Origin of the sequence: Klebsiella sp. CN_Kp088 (assembly GCF_040064335.1) — a bacterium.
GTDB lineage: Bacteria > Pseudomonadota > Gammaproteobacteria > Enterobacterales > Enterobacteriaceae > Klebsiella > Klebsiella aerogenes.
In genome coordinates this window covers 12517-26172 of sequence record NZ_JBEAIQ010000018.1, presented here as the reverse complement: position 1 = coordinate 26172, position 13656 = coordinate 12517, and the positions used below count along the sequence as shown (strand labels likewise).

Genomic DNA, 13656 nt, shown 5'->3' with positions numbered 1-13656 from the left:
CTGGCCCGAAGGAACGTTTCTATGCAACGTGTTGTTATCACTCCCGGCGAGCCCGCGGGGATTGGTCCCGATCTTGTCGCCGAGCTTGCGCAGCGCGACTGGCCGGTTGAACTGGTTATCTGCGCCGATGGCGCCCTGTTAACTGACCGAGCCCGCCAGCTCGATCTTCCTTTATCGCTCATCCCTTACGATCCCTCACGTCTGCCGCAACCTCAGCGGGCGGGCACGCTCACTCTGCTTCCCGTCACCCTCAACGCGCCGGTGCAGCCGGGCGTGCTCAATGTCGAGAATGGCAGTTATGTGGTGGAAACGCTGGCGCGCGCCTGCGATGGCTGCCTTAATGGCGAATTCGCGGCGCTGATTACCGGGCCGGTGCACAAAGGCAACATTAACGACGCCGGTATCGCCTTTACCGGTCATACCGAGTTCTTCGAAGAGCGCGCTCACGCCAGTAAAGTGGTCATGATGCTGGCGACCGAAGAGCTGCGGGTCGCGCTGGCCACGACCCATCTTCCGCTAAAGGCAATAAGCGAGGCGATTACGCCGGAGCTGCTGCGCGAAGTGATTACCATCCTGGATGCCGATCTGCGGCATAAATTTGGCATCGCTCAACCGCACGTGCTGGTTTGCGGCCTGAATCCCCACGCCGGCGAAGGTGGCCACATGGGGACGGAAGAGATCGATACCATCATTCCGGTGCTGGAAGAGATGCGGGCGAAAGGCATGAATCTTAGCGGTCCACTGCCTGCGGATACCCTTTTTCAGCCAAAATATCTCGATAATGCCGATGCGGTACTCGCGATGTACCACGATCAGGGCCTGCCCGTGCTAAAATACCAGGGCTTTGGCCGTGGCGTGAATATTACGCTCGGTTTACCTTTTATTCGTACCTCCGTTGACCACGGTACCGCGCTGGAATTAGCCGGTCAGGGAAAAGCGGACGTCGGCAGTTTTATCACGGCGCTTAATCTCGCCATCAAAATGATTGTTAATACCCAATGAATAATCGAGTCCATCAGGGCCATTTAGCCCGTAAACGCTTCGGGCAAAACTTTCTCAACGATCAGTTCGTGATCGACAGCATTGTCTCGGCCATCAATCCACAGAAAGGCCAGGCGATGGTCGAAATTGGCCCGGGTCTCGCCGCGCTGACCGAACCGGTCGGCGAACGCCTCGATCAATTAACCGTTATCGAGCTGGACCGCGATCTGGCGGCCCGCCTGCAGACGCATCCGTTCCTCGGTCCTAAGCTGACCATTTACCAGCAGGATGCGATGACCATGAACTTCGGCGAACTGTCGGAGAAAATGGGCCAGCCGCTGCGCGTCTTCGGCAACCTGCCGTACAACATCTCAACGCCGCTGATGTTCCACCTCTTCAGCTATACTGATGCCATTGCCGATATGCATTTTATGCTGCAGAAGGAAGTGGTTAATCGTCTGGTTGCCGGGCCGAACAGTAAAGCGTATGGTCGTTTAAGCGTAATGGCTCAGTACTACTGCCAGGTGATCCCGGTACTTGAAGTTCCGCCGACCGCCTTTACGCCGCCGCCAAAAGTGGATTCTGCCGTCGTGCGTCTGGTGCCGCACCGCACCATGCCGTACCCGGTGAAGGATGTCCGCGTGCTGAGCCGTATCACTACTGAAGCCTTCAACCAGCGCCGTAAGACCATTCGTAATAGTCTCGGCAATCTGTTTAGCGTTGAAGTGCTGAGGGAGCTGGGCGTCGACCCGGCGGTACGTGCGGAAAATATTTCTGTAGAGCAGTACTGTAAGATGGCCAACTGGTTATCCCACAATCTGCCTTCGAAGGAGAGCTAGCCATGATTAATTCGCCTCGTGTTTGCGTCCAGGTGCAAAGCGTCTATATCGAATCGCAATCTTCTCCGGAAGAAGAGCGCTACGTCTTCGCTTACACCGTCACCATTCGCAACCTGGGGCGGAGTCAGGTTCAGCTTCTCGGCCGCTACTGGCTTATCACCAATGGACACGGTCGCGAGACGGAAGTCCAGGGTGAAGGGGTGGTCGGCGAACAGCCGCACATCCCTGCCGGCGAAGAGTATCAATATACCAGCGGCGCGGTTATCGAAACGCCGCTGGGTACCATGCAGGGTCACTATGAGATGATTGATAGCAACGGCGTGCCGTTCAATATCGAGATCCCTGTCTTCCGTCTCGCAGTTCCAACGCTTATACATTAAAACAATGGCTACATACCTTATTGGCGACGTTCATGGTTGCTACGATGAACTGATCGCATTGCTGGAGCAGGTGGAGTTTAACCCTGATACGGACACACTGTGGCTCACTGGCGATCTGGTCGCACGCGGCCCCGGCTCTCTGGAAGTGCTGCGGTTTGTGAAAACGCTCGGCGATAGCGTGCGCATCGTATTGGGCAACCATGACCTGCACCTGCTGGCGGTATTTGCCGGCATCAGCCGCAACAAACCCAAAGACCGCCTGACACCGCTGCTGGAAGCGCCCGACGCTGACGAACTCCTTAACTGGCTGCGTCGCCAGCCGTTGATGCAGGTGGACGAAGAGAAAAAGCTGGTGATGGCTCATGCCGGCATCACGCCGCAGTGGGATCTGGAAACCGCCAAACAGTGCGCGCGCGATGTCGAAGCCGTGCTGGCCAGCGACTCCTATCCGTTCTTCCTCGACGCGATGTACGGTGATATGCCGAACCACTGGAGCAATGAGCTCAGCGGCCTGGCGCGCCTGCGCTTTATCACCAACGCCTTCACCCGCATGCGCTATTGCTTCCCGAACGGCCAGTTGGATATGTACAGCAAAGAGGCGCCGGAAGACGCGCCTGCCCCACTGAAGCCATGGTTTGCCATTCCGGGCCCTGTCGCTCGCGAGTACAGTATTGCCTTTGGCCACTGGGCGTCGTTGGAAGGCCGCGGTACGCCGGAAGGGATCTACGCGCTGGATACCGGCTGCTGCTGGGGTGGCGATCTGACCTGCCTGCGCTGGGAAGATAAAACGTATTTCACCCAGCGTTCCAACCGCCAGAAAAGCCTCGACGAAGGCGAAGCAGTCGCCTCCTGAGTCGCTCCCGGATAGCGGCGCGCTGCGCCTTATCCGGGCTACCCGCGGCGCCGTTTGTTTACCGGGTGGCGGCTACGCCTTACCCGACCTACGGCCTGTACCGTTGTGAGCTGAAGCTCTCAACTCTACCTCTCTCCCCATGGCTACTGAAACTGCCGGTGTTGGTGGCCTCAAAATCGCTGAGACGTTCCCGGCAGGCCGGGGCAGCCCGCATGGATGCGGGCTGAGGGCCGTGATTTGCAAGGACGCAGCCTCGGCCCGACCCGAAGCCTGCAGGGATAAGTCGAAGGCACCACGAAGTGGCGATTTTGGCGGCCAGAGCCCAGGAGTACAGAGGGCGGCGGCGACTGGCCGCCCTCTGTGCGCTCCCTGCGCCATGAGAGACATAACGCAGAAGAAATATCGGGAGCGCAATGTGTTCGGAAACAGCACAGAACAACCGCTTTTCGAGGAGCGAAACCATTGCAAACTGATAACAGTATCTACCCACGGCGCCGTTTGTTTACCGGGTGGCGGCTAACGCCTTACCCGGCCTACGGCCCGTACCGGACGGTAATCGGGAGATTCCTGAAAAAACAAAACCCCGGCCACGCCTGACGCGACCGGGGTTTTTTAATCCATGCGATTTCGCTTAACGGCGCTCGAGGATCTCGAAGCAGTAGCTATGGGAGTTTTGCGCATCGGCATCATGGAACTCGCTGAATACCGATTCCCACTCGTCCGGATCGTAATCCGGGAAATGGGTATCCCCTTCCACTTCCGCATCGATATGGGTCAGGTAGAGTTTGTGCGCTTTTGGCAGGAACTGCTCGTAAACGCGGCCACCGCCGATCACCATAATCTCTTCCGCGTCGCCGCAGGCGGCAATCGCTTCATCAACAGACTTCACCCACAGCACGCGATCGTCGCTGCCTGGCTTGCTACTGATAACGATATTTTTACGTCCTGGCAACGGGCGACCGATGGATTCCCAGGTCAAACGCCCCATTACCACCGGCTTGTTTAAGGTGTTACGTTTAAACCAGGCGAGATCGGCAGGCAAGTCCCATGGCATAGCGTTCTCCATGCCAATTACGCGATCTACAGCTAACGCCGCAATCAGACTAATCATTGAAAATATCCCGAATGCAAAAAATTGCCGCCACTATACGGAAAGCGTAATACTTCGTCGACTGAACGAAGAGTAAAGAATAAGAAAATTTTTAGATTTGCTGGCGAGCCCACGTAACCCTCATGAGCCGCCAGATCAGGAACTAAATTGAAAACAAAATGTTAGCTGTAAAGTTAACGCAACATCTGCTTACCACCTCAGGTTGAAGGCTTATTGTCCGGCTCATCACGGACGTCTCCGGTGTGCCGCCCTTCTTCAGTACCTTGCCAACCGTGGCGCTGCACCAGCGACAAATGATTACGGTCCTCGTTGATGATGCCGGTAAGCATATCGCTGGTCCGTTTAAATACCGCCACCCGCGAAGCGGCATCATTTTCCGCCATCGCCACCATCTCTTCCACCATCTGCTGGTTGAAGCGGCGGAATAAATCGGCACGCTCGCGGGCCTCATAAGCACCAAGGCCCAGGGCTTCCAGCGTCATACGACCGCTTTTCAGCGCCGATTCGAAGGTCTCACGCTCCGGTGCTTCCACCCCGGCCTGGCGCAGCTGAATGTAGTGATCGACATCGCGGGCGCGCGAAATGATCTGCAGATGCGGGAAGTGCTCTTTCGCCAGCTCCACCAACTGCAGGCTGGCCTGCGGATCGTCGATGGCGTTAATCAGCACTTCTGCCTTTGCCGCCCCTGCAGACTCCAGCAGGTCCACACGCGTAGCATCGCCGTAAAACACCTTCATATCGAATTTGCGCAGGGTATCAACGTGGTCCGGATCGTGATCGAGGATAACCATTTTCACGCCACTGGAAAGCAGCACGCGCCCGGCAATCTGCCCATAGCGGCCAAAACCGGCGATAATCACTCGCGGCTGCTCTTCGTCAATCTCGTCCGCTTCGCGCTCCTGGCCGCTGGCGGATTTCTCCATCCGCGTCAGCAGCACGAGCAGGATTGGCGTTGCCGCCATCGATAGCGCCACCGCCAGCGTCAACGCCTTCGCCCACTCACTATCCAACACATCGGCCATCTGCGCGGCGCCGAAGACCACGAAAGCGAACTCACTCCCCTGCCCCAACAACACGGCAAACCAGCGGCGCTGCGCGCGCGGCACTCCCAGTGGTTTAGCAATCAGCCATAGCATCAGAGCCTTAATCGCCAAAAAACCCACCAGCAGGATCAGGATACGTAGCGGATGGGTGACGAGGGTGCCGAAGTCAATAGACATACCGACGCCAATAAAGAACAGCCCCAACAGCAACCCTTTAAACGGTTCGATATCGCTCTCCAGGGCATGACGGTATTCCGAACTTGCCAGAAGCACCCCGGCAAGAAACGCGCCCATCGCCATCGACAGCCCGACTTCCTCCAGCAGCAATCCGAAGCCGAAGACCAGGAACAGAGCCACGGCGCTGAATACTTCGCGCAGGCCGGAACGGGCAACGAAGCGCAGCACCGGCCGGGTCAGATAGCGCCCTAACAGCACCACCAGCGCCAGCGCGCCGGCCACTTTCAACGCCGACAGCGCAAACGCGGCCAGGGTCGTTGAGCCACCGCTGGCCGCCAGCAGCGGAATCATCGCGACCAAAGGAATAGCAGCGATATCCTGGAACAACAGCACGGCAAAAGCGCTACGCCCCAGTTGCGTCACCGTCAGGTTACGTTCATTCATCGCCTGCATGGCAATCGCCGTTGACGACAGCGCCAGCGTCATTCCGATCAGCTCCGCAACCTGCCAGCGCAAGCCAAGCAGCATGCAGAACAGGCCGATAAACGCGCCGCACACCACCATTTGCAGCGCGCCGCCGCCAAATACCGAGGCGCGCAGCTTCCATAAGCGCTGCGGATCCAGCTCAAGACCGATGACAAACAGCATCAGTACGACGCCGATTTCGGCGAAATGCAGAATCGCCTCTGCGTCAGTGACCAGTCGCAGTCCCCACGGGCCGATAACGCAGCCGGCGATCAAATACCCCAGTACCGACCCCAGCCCCAGACGCACGGCGATCGGCACGATAAGCGCAGCGGATCCGAGGTAGATCAGCGCCTGTATTAGCGTATGGCTATCCATTGTTATGCGCCTCCTGCCATTCGATTAAGCGTTGACGATAATGACGGGCCTGCGCCTGCAGCGTTTCGTCATCGCAGATAAAGGTGCAGTGCATGGCAAACGGCGGCAGCCATTTCATGCCACAGTACAGCGCCGTCGCCTGCAGAGGCTGCGCCAGCACGTCAAAGCCGGGGAATGAACCAATATCGAAATGGCTTTCGCCGCCGCCGGTAGTAACCGCCCACATCAGCGATTTACCATGCAACGCAATACCATTGTGGCCGTACGCCCAGCCGTGAGACAGCACTTTATCCATCCACAGTTTTAGCAGCGGCGGTACGCTGTACCACTGCATTGGATGCTGCCAGATAACCAGATCGGCGCGCGCCAGCGCCGCTTGCTCGGCAGCGATATCGATATTGAAGTCGGGATATAGCTCATAGAGGGAGCGTATCTCTACGCCATCAAGCGTCCCTGCTTGCTCAAGCATCCGTTTATTCGCATGCGAGTGATGCGGATAAGGATGCGAGTAAATTATCAGAATCATGAATGGGCCTGTCTTTTGTATTCTTGTAGCAGTGAGTGTAGACAGTTAACTCGCTCACTGAAAGGGGGTAATGACGAGAGAAAAGTCAATCGCAGCAGATGATCAACCTGTTGGTCATTACAAAATTTAGGCTAAAAAAAGAGAATTAAAGGAAAATAAAGGTAAGAAGAATTCGCCATACGAATTTATCATTAGGAATAATACAACCACAATATATTTTAAGGTGGAATTAATACATTATTTAAAAAATAAAACTATACACCCTGCATTGAGCAACCAATAATTTTACGCTCTTCATTTTGAGCCCCGCGACTTTATACTAAAAACAATCTCTAATAGATAGCGTTATCCGGAAACGCTATTCACGCAAATGGATGTGTACATGAGCAATAAACACTTTGAACTAAACAGAACAACCAAAACGCTGGCAAGGATATTTCCCACCTTATTAATGGTTACGCCAATAGTCGTCAGCGCAGCCACAATTGACCAGTCAACCTCCGTGCCGCAAGACTTCTCGGCTGATACCGAATACGTTATTAATCGGGATGTCACCGTCTCATCCACGGAGAACACCCCGGCAGTTTCCGTTAGTGGAATGAACGTCAAAAAAATCACCAATGATGGCAATATTTCCGGAATGGGAATAGGATTGAATATTAACATCGATGGGCAATCCGTTGAAATAAACAATAATGAAAATGCAATTATTTCATCTGCAACTGATAATGCCGTTAACGTGCAATCAATGGCGGGTGCGATTAATAATAGTGGAATCATTACTGGCGCCAACAACGGTATTTTCGTTAGCGAAGAGTCATCGGCAATTAATATCACCAATACCGATACAGGCGTGATCACCGGCAAAAACGGCCTGAGTTCGCAAATTGGCGTCGGGTTAGATAACAGCGGCGCCATCACTGGTACCGCTGGTGATGGTGTGGCGTTAAGCGACGGCAACAGCAAAATTAGCAACAGCGGCACCGTGCAGGGCAGCCAAAACGGGATCAACGTCGTTGATAGCGCGAAAGCCGATATTATCAACAGCGGTTTACTCGGCGGCGGCGGTACGGCCGTCATGTTTGCCAGCAGCAAACATAACAGCCTGGTGCTCAATACCGGCTCTTCCCTCATTGGCGATGTCATCTCCACGGGCTCAACGGGTAATACACTCTCGCTGGTCGGTTCTGGCACAGAAGACAGCAACTTCGTCGGCCTGAATGACGGCGACGGTTTTGCCTCCGTGAAAATGAACGGCGAGGCCTGGACGCTCACCGGCAACCTGGACATCATCGGCAGCGGCGATTCCCTCCAGGTTAATAGCGGCCAGTTAACGCTGGCGGGCGCTGTCGCGAATAGCGGCAACACGCTGGTAGCGGAAGCGGCCACGCTACAGTTGGGGAACGGGCAGAAGACCGCGACCCTCACCGGCAGCATGACCAACAACGGCACACTGATCTTCAATCAGGGAAGCGACTCTACGTTTGCCACCAGCATCATCGGTAGCGGCAACGTGGAAAAAGTCGATACCAATACCCTGACCTTAACCGGCACCAATAGCTACACCGGTAATACCCTTCTGAAAAGCGGCACCACTCTGGTCGCGGAAGGCGCTACTCTCGGCGTCGTCGGCAGCGACGCCACCCTCACCATTGACAATGGCGCGCAATTTGCCAGCGCCGGCGAAGTCAATAACAACATTGATATCCTCAGCGGCGGTATCCTCGCGGCGTGGAATGCGGTTGAAGGTAACGCAACGCTAAGAACATCCGGCGTCGATACGATTAACGGCAATGTGACCAACAGCGGTACGCTGTTACTCAGCGCCGCCGATAATAGCGTTGGCAACAATTTTACCATTAACGGCGACTATACCGGTTCCGCCGGCAGCCAGATCGTAATGAACAGCACCCTGGGCGAAGACAGCGCGCCGACCGACCATTTATCAATTACCGGAAGCAGCTACGGCCAGTCTGGCGTCAGCATCGCCAATATCGGCGGGCTGGGCGCGCAAACCGTTAATGGTATGGAGATTGTCAGCGTCAGCGGCAGCTCAGAAGCACAGTTAACCTTATCCAAACCGGTTGTCGCCGGGGCTTATGAGTATGGTCTGTATCAACACGACAACGGCAACTGGTATCTGGAATCCAAAGCGACCCCGTCTGACGATCCGTCGGATGATACTGACGATGGTGACAGCGGCAGCGATAGCGGCACTGATGGCGGCAGTGGCACTGATGGCGACAGCGGTAACGGCAGCAATACCGATAATGGCGGTCAATCCGCGCCAGAAGTGATGGCGCCGGAAGTCGGCGCTTATCTGGGTAACTACCTTGCTGCGCAGAGTATGTTCCTGCATAAACGTGACGATCGCGACCAGCTCACGTTCCGCAACGAAGACAATCTGAACACCTGGATGTACGTTAAGGGCCGCTATCATGAGAACGATGCCGGCGGCGATAAAGTCAGCTATGACACCACTACCACCGTGCTTCAGGTCGGCAGTGATTTCATGAGCAAGCCGATGGACAAAGGGATACTGCGTGCCGGCGGCATGTTTGGCGCGGGCCAGGCGAAAACAGACTCGGATGCGAAACACAACGTGCGTGACGCGCAGGGTAAAGTCGACGGTTTCAACGTTGGCCTGTACGCGACCTGGCAGGAAGATCCGAAATTACGTCTGGGCAGCTACATCGATACCTGGGCGTCCTACAGCTGGTATAACAACACGGTCACCAGCAATCGCAACAATGAAAAGTATGATAGCAAAGGCTTTGCCGCCTCTGTCGAAGTCGGCCATGCATGGGTGATCCCTTCAGACAATACGCGTACCTGGAAGATTGAACCTCAGGCGCAGATGATCTACAGCTATCTCGATCAGGAAAATCATACCGATCCGGATGGCGTGCGGGTAACGACCGTGGATAACAATAGCCTGTTTGGCCGTCTCGGCGTGAAGAGCAGCTATTTCGAGCAACACGATGTTAAAGCGTGGCAGCCTTATGTCGCCGTGAACTGGCTGAAAGGCGCGGGTCAAAACGATCTGGCATTCAATGGCGAAAAAGTCAGCAACGATACGCCGGACGATCGCGGTCAGTTAGAGCTGGGCGTAACCGGTAATGTGAACGAGACGACCACCATCTCGCTGCGCGCCAGCGGCGAATGGGGTGAAAACAGCTACGCCGCGTATGGCGGCCACATTCTGCTGAATCACCGTTGGTAATCGCTATACACTGAAAGGTAAAAAGCAGTGGCCGAAGCCACTGCTTTTTTTTAGTTATCCAGCTCGTCCATTGACTTCACCTGGTCGCGATTAATCTGCTCCACGCGACCGGTTTCCGCATTTTTGTAGGATACCAGGCCTGTATCATCATCGACCTGCGGCTTACCGCTGGTCACAATTGTTTTGCCATCTGTCGTTTTGAGCGACTGATTTGATGAGCAACCTGCCACAAATACCATCGCCGTTGCCGCCAGCGCGGATGCCACCAGAATTTTGTTCCGCATTGTATCCTCCTGTCTTTTCATCAATTGGTATCGTTATCGTGCTAACTATAGTTAGCCTGACCCAGCAGGCAGATAAAAGCAGAACTCTCCGAAGATGATTGCCGTAAAAAAAAGGGCCGACGATATCGTCAGCCCCTATGTGTCGCTATCCGGCCCGGCCGGTACGCTTATTTAGTGATTTGCGCGTGCATTTCCTGCACCGAAATAACCTTCTCGGTCGCATCGGCATTCAGCGCCATCGCGGTGGCGAAGCCGCCGTTCAGGGTGGTGTCGTAATGCACCTTGTACTGCAGCGCGCTGCGGCGAATCAGCTTGGAGTCTTCAATCGCCTGACGTCCTGCGGTGGTGTTGATGATGTAGGTATACTCGCCATTTTTGATACGGTCCTGAATGTGCGGACGACCTTCATGCACCTTGTTCACCAGACGCGGGTTGATACCGGCTTCACCCAGAACAATCGCAGTGCCGTGGGTTGCATCCAGCTCGAAACCCTGTTTCAGCAGTTTTGCCGCCAGGTCGACAACGCGCTCTTTGTCGCCTTCGCGAACGGAGAGCAGCGCGCGCCCCTGTTTCTTCATCGTGGAGTTGCTGCCCAGCTGCGCTTTGGCGAACGCTTCCGCGAAGGTGCGGCCCACGCCCATCACTTCCCCGGTAGAGCGCATTTCCGGCCCTAACAGCGGGTCAACGCCCGGGAATTTGTTGAACGGCAGCACCACCTCTTTCACCGAATAGTACGGCGGGATGATTTCTTTGGTGACGCCCTGCTGCGCCAGCGTTTTACCGGCCATTACGCGTGCCGCCACTTTCGCCAGCGGTACGCCGGTGGCTTTCGAGACGAACGGTACGGTACGCGCCGCGCGCGGGTTGACTTCAATCAGGTACACTTCGTTGTTTTTCACCGCGAACTGTACGTTCATCAGGCCGCGAACCTGCAGTTCGAAGGCCAGTTTCTGCACCTGCTCACGCATCACATCCTGAATCTCTTTGCTCAGAGTGTAGGCTGGCAGAGAACAGGCAGAGTCACCGGAGTGCACGCCCGCTTGTTCGATATGTTCCATGATGCCGCCAATCAGCACCATTTCGCCATCGCAGATAGCGTCGACGTCGACTTCAACCGCGTCGTCGAGGAAACGGTCCAGCAGTACCGGCGCATCGTTGGAGACGCTCACCGCCGTCTGGAAGTAACGGCGCAGGTCAGCTTCGTCATAAACGATTTCCATCGCGCGGCCACCGAGCACGTAAGACGGGCGCACCACCAACGGATAGCCGATCTCTTTTGCCTTCTCAACCGCTTGCTCAATCGCGGTCACGGTGGCGTTCGCCGGCTGCTTCAGTTTCAGGCGGTCAACCGCATGCTGGAAGCGCTCGCGGTCTTCAGCGCGGTCGATGGCGTCCGGGCTGGTGCCGATAACCGGCACGCCTGCGGCTTCCAGTTCACGCGCCAGCTTCAGTGGGGTCTGGCCGCCGTACTGCACGATGACGCCTTTCGGCTTCTCGATGCGCACGATTTCCAGTACGTCCTCCAGCGTTACCGGCTCGAAGTACAGACGGTCGGAAGTGTCGTAGTCGGTCGAAACGGTTTCCGGGTTACAGTTGACCATGATGGTCTCGTAACCGTCTTCGCGCAGCGCCAGCGAGGCGTGTACGCAGCAGTAGTCAAACTCGATACCCTGACCGATACGGTTCGGGCCGCCGCCGAGAACCATGATTTTATCGCGGTCAACGGACGGATTAGATTCGCACTCGTCTTCATAGGTGGAGTACATGTAGGCGGTATCGGTGGCGAATTCCGCCGCGCAGGTATCCACGCGCTTGTAGACCGGGTACAGGTTGTAGTGATCGCGCAGCTTGCGGATTTCCGCTTCGCGCACGCCCGCCAGTTTCGCCAGACGCGCATCGGCAAAGCCTTTACGCTTCAGGTGGCGCAGGAAGTCAGCGTCGAGGCCGTTGATGCCCACGGCCGCCACTTTCTCTTCCAGGCGCACCAGCTCTTCGATTTGTACCAGGAACCAGCGGTCGATATTGGTCAGGTTGAAGACACCGTCGACGGAGAGGCCCGCACGGAAGGCATCAGCGATGTACCAGATACGCTCGGCGCCCGCATCTTTCAGCTCGCGGCGGATTTTGGTCAGCGCTTCCGGATCGTCGAGGCTGACTTTCGGGTCGAAGCCGGTGGCGCCCACTTCCAGGCCGCGCAGCGCTTTCTGCAGAGATTCCTGCTGCGTGCGACCAATCGCCATCACTTCGCCGACGGATTTCATCTGCGTGGTCAGACGGTCGTTAGCGCCAGCAAATTTTTCAAAGTTAAAGCGTGGAATTTTGGTCACGACATAGTCGATGGACGGTTCGAAGGAAGCCGGAGTACGGCCGCCGGTAATGTCGTTCATCAGCTCATCGAGGGTGTAACCTACCGCCAGCTTCGCCGCCACTTTGGCAATCGGGAAGCCGGTCGCTTTTGAGGCCAGCGCCGAAGAGCGGGAGACGCGCGGGTTCATTTCGATAACGATAAGGCGACCATCTTTCGGGTTCACCGAGAACTGTACGTTAGAACCGCCGGTTTCCACACCGATTTCACGCAGTACCGCCATCGAGGCGTTACGCATGATTTGGTATTCTTTGTCGGTCAGGGTCTGCGCCGGGGCGACGGTGATGGAGTCGCCGGTGTGAATCCCCATGGCATCGAAGTTTTCAATCGAGCAGACGATGATGCAGTTATCGTTCTTATCGCGCACCACTTCCATCTCGTACTCTTTCCAGCCGATCAGCGATTCATCAATCAGCAGTTCGTTGGTCGGAGAGAGATCCAGGCCGCGTTCGCAGATTTCTTCGAACTCTTCGCGGTTATAGGCGATACCGCCGCCGGTGCCGCCCATAGTAAAGGACGGACGGATGATGCATGGGAAACCAACTTCAGCGGCCACCGCCAGCGCTTCTTCCATGGTGTGCGCAATGCCGGAACGCGCGGTGTCGAGACCGATTTTTTTCATCGCCACGTCGAAGCGACGGCGGTCTTCCGCTTTATCGATCGCATCGGCGGTCGCGCCAATCATGGTCACGCCGAATTCTGCCAGCACGCCCTGACGTTCCAGCTCCAGCGCGCAGTTCAGCGCGGTCTGGCCGCCCATGGTCGGCAGCACCGCGTCCGGGCGCTCTTTTTCGATAATTTTACGCACCACTTCCCAGTGAATCGGCTCGATATAGGTCGCATCGGCCATTTCCGGGTCGGTCATGATGGTTGCCGGGTTAGAGTTCACCAGAATAACGCGGTAACCCTCTTCGCGCAGGGCTTTACAGGCCTGGGCGCCAGAGTAGTCAAACTCACACGCCTGACCGATAACAATCGGGCCCGCGCCCAGAATCAGGATACTTTTTATGTCTGTACGTTTTGGCATGGCT

General features: G+C 56.1%; 10 protein-coding genes. 5 read left to right on the top strand and 5 right to left on the bottom strand.

Annotated features, from left to right (window positions below):
- Positions 1–21: 21 nt before the first annotated feature.
- Genes pdxA through apaH form a run of 4 tightly spaced genes read left to right on the top strand, consistent with a single transcriptional unit; the run spans position 22 to position 3053 of the window.
- Positions 22–1002, top strand: a complete 981-nt coding sequence (pdxA, locus tag ABLV08_RS09310; RefSeq protein WP_049052656.1) for a 4-hydroxythreonine-4-phosphate dehydrogenase PdxA — start codon at positions 22–24, stop codon at positions 1000–1002.
- Positions 999–1820 (top strand): 16S rRNA (adenine(1518)-N(6)/adenine(1519)-N(6))-dimethyltransferase RsmA, encoded by an 822-nt coding sequence (rsmA, locus tag ABLV08_RS09305; RefSeq protein ID WP_348855775.1) that lies wholly within the window; start codon positions 999–1001, stop codon positions 1818–1820. Before pdxA ends, rsmA begins: the two co-directional genes overlap by 4 nt.
- Before the next feature lie 2 nt (positions 1821–1822).
- The gene (apaG, locus tag ABLV08_RS09300) at positions 1823–2200 is read left to right on the top strand and encodes a Co2+/Mg2+ efflux protein ApaG (protein ID WP_015368292.1); all 378 of its coding nucleotides are present in this window, start codon (positions 1823–1825) and stop codon (positions 2198–2200) included.
- Between the two features lie 4 nt (positions 2201–2204).
- Positions 2205–3053: a bis(5'-nucleosyl)-tetraphosphatase (symmetrical) ApaH gene (gene apaH, locus ABLV08_RS09295; RefSeq protein ID WP_015368293.1), complete on the top strand. Its 849-nt coding sequence runs from the start codon at positions 2205–2207 to the stop codon at positions 3051–3053.
- A gap of 631 nt (positions 3054–3684) precedes the next feature.
- Here the strand turns inward: apaH and folA are convergent.
- The 3 genes from folA to kefF all read right to left on the bottom strand — a co-directional run bounded on the left by folA (position 3685) and on the right by kefF (position 6753).
- A complete protein-coding gene (folA, locus tag ABLV08_RS09290) occupies positions 3685–4164 on the bottom strand; it encodes a type 3 dihydrofolate reductase (RefSeq protein WP_032713333.1) in 480 nt (159 codons plus the stop codon).
- A 197-nt stretch (positions 4165–4361) separates the two neighbouring features.
- Entirely contained in the window at positions 4362–6227 is a 1866-nt protein-coding gene (gene kefC, locus ABLV08_RS09285) for a glutathione-regulated potassium-efflux system protein KefC (protein WP_048230107.1), read from the bottom strand.
- Positions 6220–6753, bottom strand: coding sequence for a glutathione-regulated potassium-efflux system oxidoreductase KefF (gene kefF / locus ABLV08_RS09280; protein ID WP_015704370.1), 534 nt, complete (start codon positions 6751–6753; stop codon positions 6220–6222). Before kefF ends, kefC begins: the two co-directional genes overlap by 8 nt.
- A gap of 382 nt (positions 6754–7135) precedes the next feature.
- Here kefF and ABLV08_RS09275 point away from each other — a divergent pair, with 382 nt between their 5' ends.
- On the top strand, positions 7136–9976 hold the full coding sequence (locus ABLV08_RS09275; RefSeq protein WP_348855773.1) for an autotransporter outer membrane beta-barrel domain-containing protein: 2841 nt from the start codon (positions 7136–7138) through the stop codon (positions 9974–9976).
- Positions 9977–10026: 50 nt separating this feature from the next.
- Here ABLV08_RS09275 and ABLV08_RS09270 read toward each other — a convergent pair whose 3' ends face one another.
- On the bottom strand, positions 10027–10260 hold the full coding sequence (locus ABLV08_RS09270; RefSeq protein ID WP_015704368.1) for a YgdI/YgdR family lipoprotein: 234 nt from the start codon (positions 10258–10260) through the stop codon (positions 10027–10029).
- Positions 10261–10427: 167 nt separating this feature from the next.
- Entirely contained in the window at positions 10428–13652 is a 3225-nt protein-coding gene (carB, locus tag ABLV08_RS09265) for a carbamoyl-phosphate synthase large subunit (RefSeq protein WP_348855772.1), read from the bottom strand.
- Positions 13653–13656: the final 4 nt, after the last annotated feature.